General features: G+C 69.6%; 15 protein-coding genes. 9 read left to right on the forward strand and 6 right to left on the reverse strand.

Annotated elements, in window-relative coordinates; all coding sequences use genetic code 11:
* Nucleotides 1-40: 40 nt before the first annotated feature.
* A complete protein-coding gene (locus PUW82_RS07280) occupies nucleotides 41-790 on the forward strand; it encodes a phosphoglyceromutase (protein ID WP_274221611.1) in 750 nt (249 codons plus the stop codon).
* A 64-nt stretch (nucleotides 791-854) separates the two neighbouring features.
* On the opposite strand, the gene phoU is transcribed toward PUW82_RS07280, so the two are convergent.
* Complete coding sequence (gene phoU, locus PUW82_RS07285) at nucleotides 855-1541, reverse strand: phosphate signaling complex protein PhoU (protein ID WP_274221612.1); 687 nt, start codon at nucleotides 1539-1541, stop codon at nucleotides 855-857.
* 171 nt (nucleotides 1542-1712) lie between these two features.
* Here phoU and PUW82_RS07290 point away from each other — a divergent pair, with 171 nt between their 5' ends.
* Nucleotides 1713-2918 (forward strand): sensor histidine kinase, encoded by a 1206-nt coding sequence (locus PUW82_RS07290; protein ID WP_274221613.1) that lies wholly within the window; start codon nucleotides 1713-1715, stop codon nucleotides 2916-2918.
* Nucleotides 2915-3598: a response regulator gene (locus tag PUW82_RS07295; RefSeq protein ID WP_274221614.1), complete on the forward strand. Its 684-nt coding sequence runs from the start codon at nucleotides 2915-2917 to the stop codon at nucleotides 3596-3598. The genes PUW82_RS07290 and PUW82_RS07295 overlap by 4 nt, the downstream gene beginning before the upstream one ends.
* Before the next feature lie 82 nt (nucleotides 3599-3680).
* Here the strand turns inward: PUW82_RS07295 and PUW82_RS07300 are convergent, their stop codons facing one another.
* Complete coding sequence (locus PUW82_RS07300; RefSeq protein WP_274221615.1) at nucleotides 3681-4151, reverse strand: DNA modification methylase; 471 nt, start codon at nucleotides 4149-4151, stop codon at nucleotides 3681-3683.
* 155 nt (nucleotides 4152-4306) lie between these two features.
* On the opposite strand from PUW82_RS07300, the gene PUW82_RS07305 reads away from it, so the two are divergent.
* Entirely contained in the window at nucleotides 4307-4789 is a 483-nt protein-coding gene (locus PUW82_RS07305) for a CarD family transcriptional regulator (protein WP_023954865.1), read from the forward strand.
* A gap of 22 nt (nucleotides 4790-4811) precedes the next feature.
* The gene (ispD, locus tag PUW82_RS07310) at nucleotides 4812-5990 is read left to right on the forward strand and encodes a 2-C-methyl-D-erythritol 4-phosphate cytidylyltransferase (RefSeq protein WP_274221616.1); all 1179 of its coding nucleotides are present in this window, start codon (nucleotides 4812-4814) and stop codon (nucleotides 5988-5990) included.
* A 100-nt stretch (nucleotides 5991-6090) separates the two neighbouring features.
* Here the strand turns inward: ispD and PUW82_RS07315 are convergent, their stop codons facing one another.
* Both PUW82_RS07315 and PUW82_RS07320 read right to left on the reverse strand, forming a co-directional pair.
* Nucleotides 6091-6576, reverse strand: a complete 486-nt coding sequence (locus PUW82_RS07315; protein ID WP_274221617.1) for a GNAT family N-acetyltransferase — start codon at nucleotides 6574-6576, stop codon at nucleotides 6091-6093.
* 1 nt (nucleotide 6577) lies between these two features.
* Nucleotides 6578-7507 carry a DMT family transporter gene (locus PUW82_RS07320; RefSeq protein ID WP_274221618.1) on the reverse strand — a complete coding sequence of 310 codons (930 nt, stop codon included), beginning with the start codon at nucleotides 7505-7507 and terminating at the stop codon, nucleotides 6578-6580.
* Nucleotides 7508-7580: 73 nt separating this feature from the next.
* On the opposite strand from PUW82_RS07320, the gene cysS reads away from it, so the two are divergent.
* The 4 genes from cysS (at nucleotide 7581) to PUW82_RS07340 (ending at nucleotide 13270) form a co-directional block, all read left to right on the forward strand.
* Nucleotides 7581-8984, forward strand: coding sequence for a cysteine--tRNA ligase (gene cysS, locus PUW82_RS07325; protein WP_274221619.1), 1404 nt, complete (start codon nucleotides 7581-7583; stop codon nucleotides 8982-8984).
* On the forward strand, nucleotides 8977-9966 hold the full coding sequence (gene rlmB / locus PUW82_RS07330; protein ID WP_274221620.1) for a 23S rRNA (guanosine(2251)-2'-O)-methyltransferase RlmB: 990 nt from the start codon (nucleotides 8977-8979) through the stop codon (nucleotides 9964-9966). The genes cysS and rlmB overlap by 8 nt, the downstream gene beginning before the upstream one ends.
* 141 nt (nucleotides 9967-10107) lie before the next feature.
* On the forward strand, nucleotides 10108-12579 hold the full coding sequence (locus tag PUW82_RS07335) for a glycogen/starch/alpha-glucan phosphorylase (protein ID WP_420792737.1): 2472 nt from the start codon (nucleotides 10108-10110) through the stop codon (nucleotides 12577-12579).
* Nucleotides 12580-12631: 52 nt separating this feature from the next.
* On the forward strand, nucleotides 12632-13270 hold the full coding sequence (locus tag PUW82_RS07340; RefSeq protein WP_274221621.1) for an NAD(P)-dependent oxidoreductase: 639 nt from the start codon (nucleotides 12632-12634) through the stop codon (nucleotides 13268-13270).
* Between the two features lie 28 nt (nucleotides 13271-13298).
* On the opposite strand, the gene PUW82_RS07345 is transcribed toward PUW82_RS07340, so the two are convergent.
* Complete coding sequence (locus PUW82_RS07345; protein WP_274221622.1) at nucleotides 13299-14603, reverse strand: DUF4032 domain-containing protein; 1305 nt, start codon at nucleotides 14601-14603, stop codon at nucleotides 13299-13301.
* An 84-nt stretch (nucleotides 14604-14687) separates the two neighbouring features.
* A complete protein-coding gene (locus PUW82_RS07350; RefSeq protein ID WP_274221623.1) occupies nucleotides 14688-15791 on the reverse strand; it encodes an ABC transporter ATP-binding protein in 1104 nt (367 codons plus the stop codon).
* Nucleotides 15792-15906 lie beyond the last annotated feature (115 nt).

Consider the following 15906-nt stretch of genomic DNA (forward strand, 5'->3'; position numbering starts at 1 on the left):
ACCCCCATGATCGCAGGCCTCGGCTCGATAGACTCGGAGCATGACTGCGCCGTACACGCTGATCCTCCTCCGCCACGGGCAGAGCGAGTGGAACAAGTCCAACCAGTTCACCGGCTGGGTCGACGTCCGACTGACCGAGCAGGGCAAGGCCGAGGCCCACCGCGGTGGCGAGCTCCTCGCCGAAGCGGGTCTGCTTCCCGACGTGCTCTACACGTCGGTCCTGAGCCGCGCCATCCAGACGGCGCAGATCGCGCTTGACGCCGCCGACCGCCTGTGGATCCCCGTCAAGCGCTCGTGGCGCCTGAACGAGCGCCACTACGGCGCCCTGCAGGGCAAGGACAAGGCGCAGACCCTCGAGGAGTTCGGCAACGAGCAGTTCATGCTGTGGCGCCGCTCGTTCGACGTGCCGCCGCCGCCGCTCGCCGACGACGACCAGTACAGCCAGGTCGACGACCCGCGCTACGTCGGCATCGACGGCGAGGTGCCCCGCACCGAGTCGCTCAAGCTCGTCATCGACCGTCTGCTGCCGTACTGGGAGTCCGAGATCGCGGATGACCTGCGGTCGGGCAAGACCGTGCTCGTCACGGCCCACGGCAACTCGCTGCGCGCCCTCGTCAAGCAGCTCGAAGGCATCAGCGACGACGACATCGCCGAGCTGAACATCCCCACCGGCATCCCGCTGGTCTACAAGCTCGACGAGAACCTGCAGCCGCTCGGACCGGGGGAGTACCTCGACCCCGAGGCCGCCGCTGCCGGTGCTGCCGCCGTCGCGAACCAGGGCAAGGCCTGACGCCAGACGACAGAAGAGGGGCGGTGCCGATCGGCACCGCCCCTCTTCGCGTTCCGGATGCCGGTCAGAGACCGCCGTCGCCCACGATCACGTTGATCGTCTCGGTGTCGGGGCGCCATTCGCCGGTCGCGAGGTAGGCGACGCGCTTGCCGACGGTGACCGCGTGGTCGGCGAAGCGCTCGTGGTAGCGGCTGGCCAGGGTCGCGTCGACGGTCGCGGCCGCCTCGCCCTGCCAGTTCTCGCTGAGCACCTTCTCGAAGACGCTCAGGTGCAGGTCGTCGAGCTGGTCGTCGAGGCCGCGCAGCGTCTCGACGAGAGCGAGGTCTTCGGTGCGCAGCAGCTCGGTGAGCGTCCGTGCGACCTCGACGTCAATCTCGCCCATACGGGTGAAGGTGCCCTTCAGGCCCTTCGGGATCGCACGCTCGGGGAAGCGCATGCGCGTCAGCTGCGCGATGTGCTCGGCGATGTCACCCATGCGCTCGAGCGATGCGCTCGTGCGCAGCGCGGCGACGACGATCCGCAGGTCGCGGGCGACCGGCTGCTGGCGGGCGAGGATCTCGATCGCCGACTCGTCGATCGCGACGGCCTTCTCGTCGATGATGGCGTCCGCGTCGATGACCTCTTCGGCCAGCGTGATGTCGCTGGTGCCGAACGCGCGGGTGGCCTTCTCGATCGCGACGGTCACCAGCTCGGAGATCTCGACCAGGCGGGCCTGGACGTCCTCGAGGGACTGGTGGAAAACTTCGCGCATCGGGGCACCTTTCCTTCTTGCGGGGACAGCAGGACACCGCACTCACGGCGACGCGATTGTCGCCTGACAAGGTTAACGAACGGTGCCGGAGCGATGAACATCCCTTCGCCGCACTCCGGGAACGCCCGCCGTGCGACAACGCGCGGTTGAACGGCGTCTTAATCTGGAGGAATGAACCCGACGCAGCTGGCGCTCGTCGCCCTGCTCGCCGGGGCCGTCGTCGGGCTTCTCATCGCGGGACTCGTCATCGCCGCCCTGCGCGCGCGCGACAAGGCCCGCGCGCAGGCGGACGGCGACGTCCCGCCGGGAGCGCGCGAGGTCCTGGCGGCGCTCGACGAGGCAGCTCTCATCGTCGATGCCTCCTTCGTCATCGTGGCCACCTCACCGTCGGCCGAGCTGTTCGGCCTGCGCGAAGGCGAGGCGATCCCCGGCGACGAGCTGCGCGAGCTGCTGCGTGCGTCGCGCGGCGTCTCGCATTCCGAGACCGGCACGCTGCGGCTCCGCCGCAGCGTCGCACCCGCCGAGCCGCGCCTCATCGTGGCGCGCGCCAGCGGCATCACGCCGCGACTGACCCTCGTGCTCGTGCGGGACATCACCGAGCGCGAGGGTCTCGCCGAGATGCGCCGCGACTTCGTCGCCAACACCAGCCACGAGCTCAAGACGCCCGTCGGCGCGGTGACCCTATTGGCTGAGGCCATCGAGTCCGCCGCCGACGACCCTGACCAGGTGCGGTCGTTCGCGACGCGCCTCAGTGCCGAGGCGACGCGTCTGGGCAACCTCACGTCGCGGATCATGAGCCTCTCGCGGCTGCAGTCCTCTGACGAGCTGACCGAGCTGCGCGACGTCGCGATCGACGAGGTCATCACCTCGGCGGTCGAGACGCACGCGATCGCCGCCGAGTCCGCGGGCGTCACGCTCGTGCGGGGCGGCGACCGCGGGCTGTACGTGCGGGGCGATGTGCAGGTGCTGAGCGAGGCCGTGGGCAACCTGATCGCCAACGCCATCGCCTACTCGCCCCCGGCCAGTCAGGTCGGGGTGGGGGTGCGCGGGGTCACCGATGCGGTCGAGATCGCCGTGAGCGACCGCGGCATCGGCATCCCGGAAAGCGACCAGCAGCGCGTGTTCGAGCGCTTCTACCGCGCCGACTACGCGCGGTCGCGCCGGACCGGCGGCACGGGCCTCGGCCTGTCGATCGTCAAGCACGCCGTCCAGCGGCACGGCGGCGAGGTCCAGCTCTGGTCGCGCCCCGGCCGCGGCTCGACCTTCACCATCCGCCTGCCCGCTATCGCGGCACCCGACGGCACACCCGCCCCGAAGAAGACCAAGAAGAAGATCGCCCGAGCGCTCCCCGCCCGGACGAAGGGAGACGCACCATGACCCGTGTTCTGCTCGTCGAGGATGAGCCCGACCTCGCCGATCCGCTCGCGTACCTGTTGCGCCGCGAGGGCTTCGAGGTCGAGATCGCCGAGGACGGTCCGGCCGCCCTCGAAGCGTTCGAGTCCCGTGGCGCGGACATCGTCCTGCTCGACCTGATGCTGCCCGGGATGCCGGGCACCGAGGTGTGCCGCATCATCCGCACGACGTCGAAGATCCCGATCATCATGCTGACGGCGAAGGACTCCGAGGTCGACATCGTCGTGGGGCTCGAGCTGGGAGCGGACGACTACGTCACGAAGCCGTACTCGTCGCGCGAGCTGCTGGCCCGGATGCGTGCGGTCCTGCGTCGCTCGGCCACCGCCGACGTCGATGTCGACGAGCGGGTCCTCGCCGGTGGTCGTGTGACGATCGACCTCGACCGTCACACGGTGGCCGTCGACGGCGGTGAGATCAACATGCCGCTCAAGGAGTTCGAGCTCCTCGAGGTGCTCATGCGCAATGCCGGCCGCGTCATGACGCGCGGTCAGCTCATCGACCGCGTGTGGGGGAGCGACTACTTCGGCGACACCAAGACGCTCGACGTCCACATCAAGCGCATCCGGTCGCGCATCGAGACGGACCCCGGCCAGCCGACGATGCTGCTCACAGTGCGCGGCTTGGGCTACCGCTTCGAGGCCTGACGGCATTCCCTCATCGACGGCACCCCACGACGAGAGGCCCGGCGCTGTGCGCCGGGCCTCTCGTGTCGCTGGTGAGCGGAGCTCAGTCGACCAGCGGGACGTACTCGGTGTAGTAGGGGAGCGTGCCGTCGAGCACGGGCACCTCGGTGGCCACGCCCTCGCCGTCGCCCGACTGGAACGACATCGACAGCGTGCCGCCGGGCTTCGTGTCGATGCCCTCGAACAGGATCGGCTCATCGCCGTCGACACCGAGGCTGATCCGATCGCGGGCGGGCACGCGCAGCGTCTCGACCTGGTCGCCGAAGCCGAAGACGAGCGTCTGCGCCTCGTCGGTGTCGTTGACGATGGCGGCGAGGAAGTTGCCGGCGGTGCCGTCCTCATCGGCGACGATCATCGCGTTGCGGACGTCGACCGGGCCGGACGACGGAATGTTCACGCCGTCGGAGGCGGAGTAGTCGATGGTCGTCGCCTGGGGCGAGATCATGCTGCATCCCGTGGCCCCCAGGGTCAGGGCGGCGGCCACGGCAATCGAAGCGACGATTCGCAGTTTCACGGATCCTCCAGGCAGGCAGACGGCGTCGTGAGCAGTCTACGGGTGCGCTCGCCCCTCCGCGGACAGGCGCGGCCTCGACGCCGGGGGTGGTCGACCGCGAACCTTACTGTATGACCCCTGTGGTATCCTGGATGTTGCCGAAGGGACATAACTCCATGCTTTTTGAGGTTGGCGAAACCGTCGTCTACCCCCACCACGGGGCAGCCACGATCATCGAGGTCAAGGACCGGATCATCAAGGGCGAGACGAAGAAATACCTGAAGCTCAACGTCACCCAGGGCGACCTGATCATCGAGGTCCCGGCCGACAACGTCGATCTCGTCGGCGTTCGCGACGTCATCGGCAAGGACGGGCTCGAGCGCGTCTTCGACGTGCTACGCGCTCCCTTCACCGAGGAGCCGACCAACTGGTCGCGCCGTTACAAGGCGAACCTCGAAAAGCTCGCGTCGGGCGATGTCATCAAGGTCAGCGAGGTCGTTCGCGACCTCTGGCGTCGTGACCAGGACCGCGGACTGTCGGCGGGCGAGAAGCGTATGCTCGCGAAGGCTCGTCAGATCCTCGTGTCCGAGATCGCGCTCGCGCTGAAGGCCGACGAAGATCACGCCTCGGGCGTGCTCGACGAGGTCCTCGCCTCCTGATCGCCGCGCGGCGAACCCGGCTGTGAACATCATTCCGGTGCCGCGGGTCGCGGTCATCGTCGTCGCCGCCGGTTCCGGAACGCGGCTCGGTGCATCTGCGCCGAAGGCGTTTGTCGGTATCGACGAGCACTCGATCCTCCGCCACGCCCTCGATGGAGTGGCATCCGCGCCGTCGGCTCAGGTCGTCGTCGTGGTCCCCGCTGGACGAGAGGGTGACGCGCGCACCGAGGCCGAAGCCGCTTTCGGCGACCGGAGCGATCTCGTCTCGGTCGTGACGGGAGGCGACACGCGCCAGCGCTCGGTCGCCGCGGGGCTGGCCGCGTTGTGGGCCGATGTCGAGTGCGTGCTCGTCCACGATGCCGCGCGCGCCCTCACCCCGCCCGCCGTGTTCGCACGGGTCATCGACGAGGTGATGCGCTCGCGCGCGGGCGTCGTCCCGGCGCGGCCGGTCGTCGACACGCTCAAGCGGGTGGATGGCGCGGTGGTGACCGCCGCTGTGGATCGCTCGCCGCTCGTCGCGGCGCAGACCCCCCAGGGTTTTCCGCGCGAGCTGCTGGTGACCGCCTACGCCGACGCCGTCGACGAGCACACCGACGATGCGGCGCTGTTCGCCGCCGCTGGGCACCGCGTGCGCACCGTCGCCGGCGACGACCTCTCGTTCAAGATCACGACGCCCGCCGATCTCGATCGCGCCCGACACCTGCTGACGCCTTCGCGCGCGGCATCCGTCGTGCCGAGGATCGGGACGGGCACCGACGTGCACGCCTTCGGTGGCGATGGTCCACTGCGTCTCGCCGGCCTGGAATGGCCCGGCGAGAGCGGGCTGAGCGGTCACTCCGACGGTGACGCGGTCGCGCACGCGATCGTCGACGCCGTGCTCGCCGCCGCCGGTCTCGGCGACATCGGCACGCACTTCGGCGTCGATCGCCCCGAGTACGCCGGCGCGACGGGAACGGTGTTCCTGCGCCGCGTCCGCGACCTGGTCGCCGAAGCGGGTTATGCGATCGGCAACGTCTCGGTGCAGGTTCAAGCGAACCGTCCCCGGATGGCGGGGCGGCGCGTCGAAGCCGAGTCCGTGCTCTCGGACGCGCTCGGCGCCCCCGTCGCGGTCTCGGCGACGACGACCGACGGGCTGGGCTTCACCGGCACCGGCGACGGCGTGCAGGCCACCGCCGTCGCGCTCGTCTACCCGCTGCGCTGACCCGCGGCACGGGCCTCGCCGCCCGGCGGCATCCGCGTCCGGCGCACTTTCGCGCGCCGAGAGCGCAGTTGCACCTGCGCCGTTTGCGACGAACTGCGCCTTACGGCATCGCGTCGGCGCCGATCGCCCGCGTCATGAACACCGACAGGGGATCGGGGCGGTAGTCGGCGAAGGGGGCGCACGCGACGAAACCGGCGCTCTCGTACAGCGAGCGCGCCGCGACGAAGTCGGGCCCGGAGCCGGTCTCGAGCCAGAGGCTGCGGATGCCGGCGGCGCCGGCCTCCCGTACGAGGTGCATGAGCATCGCGCGCCCGAGACCCTGACCCAGGAACGCGTCGGCGACACGCATCGACTTGAGCTCGGCGCGATCGCCGTCGAAGATCGCGAATGCGCCGATGGCGGCGATCTCACCGTGCACCCAGGCGGAATACACCCGAACCGACGGATGCTGCAGCGCCGACAGGTCGAGCGCATGGACGCTCTCGACGGGTGTGTTGGCGAGCATGCCGGCCAGGTGTGCTGCGATGAGACGGCGGGTGGGCTCGCCCGTCAGGTCGTCGCGGACGATCGTCAATGCGGGCGCCATGTCAGGCCTCTCGAGGGGACGGAACGCGTCGAGGTGTCGAGCGCGCGGTGATGGCGAGCAGGACGAGTCCGGCCGCGAGCACGGCCAGCCCCACCATGGCGAGCGGCGCGAGACGTTCGCCCAGCAGTGCGACGCCGAGCAGGCTCGCCATCAGCGGCTCGGCCAGCGTCAGGGTTGCGGCGGTCGCAGCGCTGAGGCCGCCGAGTCCCCACGTGAACAGCGCGTACGCGACGGCGACCGTCGCGAGGCCGAGCCACAGCGCCATCGCCCAGCCGCGGGGCTGCGCGATCCAGGTCATGTCCGTCGCGGGCAGCATCGCGACACCGCACACGGCTGCGCCGATGCCCATGGCGCCCGACACGGTGAAGGCGTCCCAGCCGCCCGAGATCAAGCGGCGTTGCGCGTTGGCGATGACCGCGAACGCTCCGCCCGCGCCGAGCGAGCCGAGCACGCCGATGCCGTCGGCTCCGGCCGCTCCGCCGCCGGCGACCGCCAGCAGAGCGACGCCGACCGTGGCGAGCGCGGTCGCGATCAGCCATGGCGATGTGGGGCGCCGCCGCGTCAGCATCCACTCGAGCAGACCCGCCAGGACCGGCGCCGAGCCGAGGGCGATGACCGTGCCGACGGCGACGCCGTTGCGTGCCGTCCCAAGGAAGAAGAGCGGCTGGTACAGGGCGAGGCACAGGCCCGTCAGCGACATGAGCGCGAGCGCACGACGTCCGCCGGTCGGGGCCGCACCGCCGGCCGCCGCGCGGGCGCCCTGGCGGCGAGACCCCACGATGAGGCCTACGATCCCAAGGGCGGTGCCGCCGACGACGAGCCGCACCGCGCCCACGCCGAGGGGAGTGGTCTCGCTCGGACCGAGGGCTTGGGCGGTACCTGTGGTGCCGAACAGCACGGCCGCGACGAGGACGGCGATCACGAACGGCATCCTCCAGTTCTACCGCGTCGACCGGGCGGCGCGTGCCGACGGGGCTCCAGCGCCCCGCCGGTAGGATTGTGCGGTGACCGTTCGGCTCTATGACACTCGCGCGCAGGCGCTGCGCGACTTCGCGCCCCGCGATGCGTCGAATGTCTCGATGTACGTCTGCGGTCCGACCGTGCAATCGGGACCGCACATCGGGCACGTGCGTGCCGCCGTCGGGTTCGACATCCTGCGCCGCTGGCTGATGCACCGGTTCGATCGGGTGACGTTCGTGCGCAACGTCACCGACATCGACGACAAGATCCTCGCGAACGCCACCGACGGTGAGCCGTGGTGGGCGCTGGCGTACCGCATCGAGCTCGAGTTCACGCGGGCCTACGCCGCCGTGGGAGTGCTGGCTCCGACCTACGAGCCGCGCGCAACGGCATCCGTCTCGCAGATGATCGAGCTCATCGAGACGCTCATCGAGCGCGGGCACGCGTATGCGGCCCCCGACGGCTCGGGCGACGTGTACTTCGATGTGCGGTCGTGGTCGGAGTACGGCTCGCTCACGCGGCAGTCGCTCGACGCGATGGAGGCGGCCGCGGATGCCGACCCCCGCGGCAAACGTGATCCCCGCGACTTCGCCCTGTGGAAGGGCACCAAGGCCGACGAACCCGCCGACGCGGCGTGGGCGTCACCGTGGGGCCTCGGGCGACCCGGATGGCACATCGAGTGCTCGGCGATGAGCCGGCGCTACCTCGGGTCCGAGTTCGACATCCACGGCGGCGGACTCGACCTGCGCTTCCCGCACCACGAGAACGAGCTCGCGCAGTCCACGGCCGCCGGTGACGCCTTCGCCCGGTACTGGGTGCACAACGGACTCGTCACCGTCGGCGATCAGAAGATGTCGAAGTCGCTCGGTAACTTCTTGCTCGCCGACGAGGTGCTCGCGGAACGTGACCCCCTCGTCGTGCGATATGCGCTCGGCGCCGCGCACTACCGGTCCAACCTCGACCTCGGTCCCGCGAGCTTCGACGAGGCCGAAGCGGCCCTCGACCGCATCCGATCGTTCCAGCAGCGGGTCGCCCGAGTTCTGCCGGGCGGAACGGACGACGCGACCCCCGCGGTGCCCGACGCCTTCGCCGCCGCGATGGACGACGACCTCGGTGTGCCCCAGGCCCTCGCGGTCGTGCACGAGACCGTGCGCGCGGGCAACACTGCGATAGATGCCGCAGACACGGATGCCGCTGCTGCCGCCGCCGGCGCTGTCGCCGCGATGCTCGACATCCTCGGACTCGACGTCGCCGCGCAGCAGGGCGGCGACCTCGCCGAGACCGTCGCGCTCGACACGCTCGTGCGCACCATGATCGACCAGCGCGCCGACGCGCGCGCCACTAAGGACTGGGCGACGGCCGACCGCATTCGCGACGCGATCGCGGCGGCCGGCATCGTCCTCGAAGACGGTCCCGAGGGGACCCATTGGAGTGTGAACCGTGGCTAAGCCAGGAAACCCGTCCGCCGGACGCGGCAAGAAGAAGGGCCCCACCAAGGGCACCGGCGGCAAGAACCGTCGCTCGCTCGAGGGCCGTGGCCCGACCCCGAAGGCGGAGGACCGAGCCTGGCACCCCGCCGGCAAGCGCAAGGCCGCCCAGGAGCGGTTCGTCGCGGCCGGCGGCAAGGTGTCGCAGCGTCCGAGCGGTGGCAACCGGGCCCCGAAGTCGAAGGCGGGCGACGACACCGAGACGGTCACGGGCCGCAACAGCGTGCTCGAGGCGCTGCGTGCGAAGATCCCCGCGACGGCGTTCTACATCGCCCAGCGCGTCGAGATGGACGACCGCGTCAAGGAGATGCTGTCGATCGCCACGAACCGGAACATCCCGGTGCTCGAGGTCACGCGGCAGGAGCTGGACCGCATGGCGGGCTTCGACGGCGTGCACCAGGGCGTCGCGATCAAGGTGCCGCCGTACGAGTACGCCCACCCGCAGGATCTGCTCGAAGAGGTCATCGATCGGGGCGAGACGCCGCTGTTCGTCGCGCTCGACAGTGTGACCGACCCGCGAAACCTCGGCGCGATCATGCGTTCGGCTGCCGCGTTCGGCGGTCACGGTGTCATCATCCCGCAGCGCCGTTCGGCGGGCGTCAACTCGGCCGCATGGAAGACCAGTGCGGGCGCAGCGGCGCGCATCCCGGTCGCGATCGCTCCGAACCTGACGACCACGCTCAAGGAGTTCAAGAAGCAGGGCGTTTTCGTGCTCGGCCTCGACGGCGACGGCGATGTGTCGCTGCCGGCGCTGCAGCTGGCCGACCGTCCTGTCCTGATCGTCGTCGGGTCCGAGGGCAAGGGCCTCTCGCGGCTGGTCACGGAGACGTGCGACCAGGTCGTGTCGATCCCGATCTCGGCTGCCACCGAGTCGCTCAACGCCGGCATCGCCGCATCGGTCGCCCTGTACCAGGTCGCGACCATCCGCGCCGCTCAGGAGTGAGCGCTCGCCGCCGCGGCGGTACGGGCTGATGACCTTCCTGTAAATTCCGGCAGCCGCGGCTGCGGGGACCAGACAGGACGCGGTGCCATTGGGTAGTTTCGAACCGTGTCCGAGAACGACAAGACTCCTGGCCCCCGTCCGCTGACGGCGACGCATCCGCTGGCTCTGGCCCCGGTGAGCTCACCGCCGGCCACCGTCGACGGTTTCGTGCGCGAGTTCCTCGTCAACCTGAACCTCGAACGCGGCGTCGCGCTGTCGTCGGCGACCGAGACCGACAAGTACCTGGCGCTCGCGTCGACCGTGCGCGACTACCTCGTCGCGCGCTGGCTCGAAGACCAGCGGATGCAGCGCGCGGATCAGAGCAAGGCGGTCTGCTACCTCTCGGCCGAGTACCTGCTCGGCCGGCAGCTCGACAACAACCTCCTCGCCTCGGGGCTGACCGAGATCGCGACCGAAGCGCTTGCGGCGTGCGGCATCGACATCGACACGATGCGCGCCCACGAGGTGGAGCCCGGGCTCGGCAACGGTGGTCTGGGGCGCCTCGCCGCCTGCTTCATCGACTCGCTCGCCACCCTCAGCGTGCCGAGCATCGGCTACGGCATCCGCTACGAGTACGGCATCTTCCGTCAGGTGTTCCGCGACGGCCAGCAGGTCGAGAAGCCCGACGCATGGCTGGCCCTCGGTTCGCCGTGGGAGTTCCGCCACCCCGAGGCCGCGCAGACGGTGTCGTTCGCCGGACACACCGAGACCTACGACGATGACGGTGTGCTGCGATCCCGCTGGGTGCCGGCGTGGAGTGTCCGCGCGGTGCCCTACAACTACATGGTTCCGGGCTACCAGAACGGCCGCGTGAACACTCTCCGTTTGTGGAGCGCCGAGGCTACGAAGGCGTTCGACCTGCGGACGTTCAACAGCGGCGACTACGTCGAGGCCGTGCGGGCGCAGACCTTCGCCGAGAACATCTCCAAGGTGCTCTACCCCGAGGACTCCACGCCGCAGGGCAAGGAGCTGCGTCTGCAGCAGCAGTACTTCTTCGTCGCGGCATCCATCGCCGACTACATGTCGAAGGTGCTGCCGAATGACTTCGACCTGGCGACGCTGCCCGATCGCGTCATCTTCCAGCTCAACGACACCCACCCCGTCATCGCGGTTCCCGAGATGATGCGGGTGCTCGTCGACGAGCGCAAGCTCGACTGGGATGCCGCATGGGCGATCACCCAGAAGTGCTTCGCGTACACGTGCCACACGCTCCTGCCCGAGGCGCTGGAGGTCTGGTCGGTCGATCTGCTGGGACGCCTGCTGCCACGTCACCTCGAGATCATTTACCGCATCAACGACGAGTTCCTGCTGGCGGTGCGCGAGCGGTTCGGCGACGACGAGCGTCGCTTGCGCGACATGTCGATCGTGTCGGAGAACCCCGCCTCGGTGCGCATGGCGTACCTCGCGACGGTCGCCGGCGCGAAGGTCAACGGCGTCGCCGAGCTGCACTCGCAGCTGCTGCGCGAGAAGGTGCTGCACGACTTCGACGAGATGATGCCCGAGAAGTTCACCAACGTCACGAACGGCGTCACACCGCGCCGGTTCATGCGTCTGGCGAACCCCGAGCTCTCCGACCTCATCACCGCGGCGCTCGGCACCGGCTGGCTGACCGATCTCGAGCGGCTGCGCGAGCTCGAGTCGTACGCCGAGGACGCCGACTTCCGTGCCGCCTTCGCCGATGTGAAGGCCGCGAACAAGCGCCGCCTGAACGAGGTGCTGCTCGCGCGCGACGGCTTCGCGATCGCCGATGACCACCTGCTCGACGTGATGGTGAAGCGCCTGCACGAGTACAAGCGGCAGATGCTGAAGGTGCTGCACATCGTGACGCTTTACGAGCGGGTCGTGTCGGGCCGCGTCGCGGCGTCCGACCTGCAGCCGCGCACCTTCATCTTCGGCGCCAAGGCGGCGCCCGGGTACGCCATGGCCAAGCGGGTCATCCACCTCATCAACGCGGTCGGATCGGTCGTCAACAACGACCCGCGCCTCGAGGGACGCCTCAAGGTCGTCTTCCCGCCGAACTACAACGTGACCCTGGCCGAACGCGTCATCCCCGCCGCCGACCTGTCGGAGCAGATCTCGCTCGCAGGCAAGGAAGCATCCGGCACCGGCAACATGAAGTTCGCCCTCAACGGTGCGCTCACGATCGGCACCGACGACGGCGCGAACGTCGAGATCCGCGAGCTCGTCGGCGACGACAACTTCTTCCTGTTCGGCATGAGCGAGCCCGAGGTCGAGGCACTGTGGGCGAGCGGCTACCGTCCGGGTGAGTTCGCGCAAGCCGACGACGAGCTGCGGCGGTCCCTCGACCTCATCTCGTCGGGCGCATTCTCGGGCGGCGACCGGTCGACCTTCGAGCCGATCGTCTCGAACCTGCTCTACGACGACCGCTTCATGGTGCTGGCCGATTACACCGCGTACATCGCGGCGCAGGAGCGCGTGGATGCCGCGTACGCGGACCGCGACGGCTGGACGCGATCGGCCATCCTCAACGTCGCTCGAACCGGCTTCTTCTCGTCCGACCGGTCGATCCGCGATTACATCGACCGCATCTGGCACGCCCAGCCCGTGCGCTGACCGCGGCCCAGCCGCATCCGTCAGCCGAGGAACAACCAACGAAGGGAACGCCATGGCACGCATCGCCGTCATCGGAGGCACCGGATACGCCGGCAGCCACATCATCAGCGAGGCCGTCTCGCGCGGTCACACCGTCGTCTCGGTCGCACGCAAGCTGCCCGCCGATCGCGTCGACGGCGCGACCTACATCGAGGGCACTCTGCTCGACGTGCCCGCCCTCGTCGAGCAGCTCGACGGCGTGGATGTCGTGGTCTCGGCGGTCGCTCCGCGCGGCGACATGCAGGGGCAGGTGCGGCCGAACACGGCGCTGCTGGTGGCGGCGCTGCCCGAGAACGTCCGCGTCGGAGTCGTCGGCGGCGCCGGCGGCAGCCTCGTCGCCCCGGGCGGACCGCGCCTGATCGACAGCGGCTTCCCCGAGGAGTTCAAGGACGAGGCGCTCGAGGCGATCGGTGTCCTCGAAGACCTGCAGGCGGACCCGACCGGACGCGACTGGTTCTTCATCCACCCGGCCGGTGGCTTCGGCGCATTCAACCCGGGGGAGCGCACCGGTACCTACCGCGACGGTGGAGACGTGCTCGTGACGGACGAGAACGGCGACTCGTTCATCTCGGGCGACGACTTCGCCATCGCGGTGCTCGACGAGATCGAGAACCCGCGCCACGTGCGCGAGCGGTTCACGGTCGGCTACTGACCCGCGACCGGTTCGGACGGGCGCGACCTCAGACCAGGTCGCGCCAGTCGACGGTGGTCTCGTCGTCGTCGACCGGGACGGCGTCGGTGACGATCGGCACTGACATCGTCTCGGTGGGAGGGCCCATGACGGTCGCTTCGTCGCGTCGGTGGCGCAGCACGTTCTCGACGTAGGACGACAGCACCTCCGCGAGAGGCACGGAACGGCCCTCGGTCTGCGACAGGTACCACCGGTGCTCGAGCACCTGGTGGAAGAGCTCGGCCGGCTCGAGCTTGGCCCGCAGGTCCCACGGCACCGACAGCACGACCGGTTCGAACACGCGGGTGAGCCACTCGTGCGCGACCATCTCCTCGTTCGAGCCGAGCCGTGAGACGCGCGCGCTGAACTCGTCGAGGTCGTTGAGCAGACGCCGAGCCTGGTTCTCCTCGACATCCAGTCCCGTCAGACGCAGCAGGCGGCGCTGATGGTGCCCCGCATCGACGACCTTCGGCTGGATCGACACCCGCGTGCCGTCGGCGGCGGCGTCGATGGACATCTCGCCGATGTCGAAGCCGAGCGAGTTGAGCTTCTGCACGCGCTCGGTGATCCGCCACGACTCGTTGGCCGAGAACGATTCCTGGTCGGTCAGCGCCGCCCACAGGGAGTGGTACGACGACATGATGCCGTCGGCGATGGCCACGGCATCCACCCCGCCCTCGAGGCGCCCGCCGGCCTCGAGGTCCATGATCTCGCCCGCGATGTTCGTCCGGGCGATGTCGAGGTCGTGCATGCGCTGGCCGCGTGTGAGCCCGCGCTCGTGCAGTTCTCCGGTCTCGGCGTCGACGAGATAGGCGGCGAATGCGCCGGCATCCCGTCGGAAGAGTGTGTTCGACAGCGACACGTCGCCCCAGAAGAAGCCGACGTTGTGCAGGCGCACCAGCAGCACCGCGAGCGCGTCGACGAGGCGGGTGGCCGTGTCGGGGCGGAGGACCTGCGTGAACAGGGCGCGATAGGGGAGGGAAAACTTCAGGTGCGCCGTGACGAGCGCCGCGGGCAGCTCCTCACCGTTCTCGTCGCGCCGGCCATCGATCACCGCGACGCGCTCCACGCACGGCACATCCAGGCGCTGCAGCGACCCGAGCATCTCGTACTCGCGGCGTGCCATCGTCGCGGTCGTCTCCTTGATGGCGACCACGCGCCCCGACAGGTTCGCGAACCGCACGAGGTGGCGTGAGATGCCCTTCGGCAAGTACACGATGTCGGGGGTCGACCAGTCCGCCAGCGTCGTGGACCAGGGGAGGGCGAGCAGGCCCGGATCGACGCTGCTGGCGGTGATCGAGAGCGAGGAGCGCACGGATTCTCCGATCGGGTGGGGAGCAAAGAACCGCGGCGCGGGCGACCGATGGCCACCCGCGCCGCAGCGTATGAAGATACCGGATCAGGCCGAGGCGATGGCCTTGTCGTTCAGGCGTTCGCCGCTCTCGATGTCGAAGGCGTGGACGTGACCCGGCTTGGCGGCCAGCGTCACGGTCTGTCCCGCGTTCGGGTGGTTGCGGCCGTCGACACGGGCAACGATGTCGACGCGCTTGCCGTTGACCTCGGTGTGGCCGTAGAGGTAACCGTCGGCGCCGAGCTCCTCGACCAGGTCGACCTGGACGGGCAGGCCGCGGCCGTCGGCGGGGCCGACCTCGATGTCCTCGGGACGCACACCCACGGTGACCTGGCTGCCGTTGGCGCGGCCGACGGTGTCGCGGTCGAGGGGAACGACCTCGGAGCCGAAGCGCACGCCGCCCTCGGCGAGGTCCGCCGGGAACAGGTTCATGGCGGGGGAGCCGATGAAGCCGGCGACGAAGACGTTGTTCGGCTTCTCGTACAGGTCGCGGGGCGTGCCCACCTGCTGCAGGAGGCCGTCCTTGAGCACCGCGATGCGGTCGCCCATCGTGAGCGCCTCGGTCTGGTCGTGGGTGACGTAGACCGTGGTGACGCCCAGGCGACGCTGCAGCGACGCGATCTGGGTGCGCGTCTGGACGCGGAGCTTGGCGTCGAGGTTCGACAGCGGCTCGTCCATGAGGAACACCTGGGGCTGACGCACGATGGCGCGGCCCATGGCGACACGCTGACGCTGACCACCCGAGAGGGCCTTCGGCTTGCGGGTCAGGTACTCCTCGAGGTCGAGCAGCTTGGCGGCCTCGAGCACGCGCTGAGCACGCTCTTCCTTGCCGACACCGGCGATCTTCAGGGCGAAGCCCATGTTCTCGGCGACGGTCATGTGCGGGTAGAGCGCGTAGTTCTGGAACACCATCGCGATGTCGCGGTCCTTCGGCGGGACGTCGGTGACGTCGCGGTCGCCGATGCGGATGCTGCCCGAGTTGACCTCTTCGAGGCCGGCGAGCATGCGCAGCGAGGTGGACTTTCCGCAGCCGGAGGGGCCGACGAGAACAAGGAACTCGCCATCGGCGACCTCGAGGTTCAGCTTGTCGACCGCGGGACGCGTGCCCCCGGGGTACAGACGGGTTGCGTTGTCGAAAGTGACGGACGCCATCGTTTCTTCTCCTTCACCGGCAGGTACGTGCCGGACGATCCGTTGTGAATGGAACGGGGTCACCCCCGTACGCCCATCATTGGACGCGATCTCAGTATGGCACGCGCGCGAGGGC

This window comes from Microbacterium thalli (assembly GCF_028737325.1).
Lineage (GTDB): Bacteria > Actinomycetota > Actinomycetes > Actinomycetales > Microbacteriaceae > Microbacterium > Microbacterium thalli.

Excerpts from the sequence above, each read along its gene's own strand:
- PUW82_RS07280 (WP_274221611.1), top strand. The coding sequence starts at position 41 with ATGACTGCGCCGTACACGCTGATCCTCCTCCGCCACGGGCAGAGCGAG.
- phoU (WP_274221612.1), bottom strand. The coding sequence starts at position 1,541 with ATGCGCGAAGTTTTCCACCAGTCCCTCGAGGACGTCCAGGCCCGCCTG.
- PUW82_RS07290 (WP_274221613.1), top strand. The coding sequence starts at position 1,713 with ATGAACCCGACGCAGCTGGCGCTCGTCGCCCTGCTCGCCGGGGCCGTC.
- PUW82_RS07295 (WP_274221614.1), top strand. The coding sequence starts at position 2,915 with ATGACCCGTGTTCTGCTCGTCGAGGATGAGCCCGACCTCGCCGATCCG.
- PUW82_RS07305 (WP_023954865.1), top strand. The coding sequence starts at position 4,307 with ATGCTTTTTGAGGTTGGCGAAACCGTCGTCTACCCCCACCACGGGGCA.
- PUW82_RS07315 (WP_274221617.1), bottom strand. The coding sequence starts at position 6,576 with ATGGCGCCCGCATTGACGATCGTCCGCGACGACCTGACGGGCGAGCCC.
- PUW82_RS07320 (WP_274221618.1), bottom strand. The coding sequence starts at position 7,507 with ATGCCGTTCGTGATCGCCGTCCTCGTCGCGGCCGTGCTGTTCGGCACC.
- PUW82_RS07340 (WP_274221621.1), top strand. The coding sequence starts at position 12,632 with ATGGCACGCATCGCCGTCATCGGAGGCACCGGATACGCCGGCAGCCAC.
- PUW82_RS07350 (WP_274221623.1), bottom strand. The coding sequence starts at position 15,791 with ATGGCGTCCGTCACTTTCGACAACGCAACCCGTCTGTACCCCGGGGGC.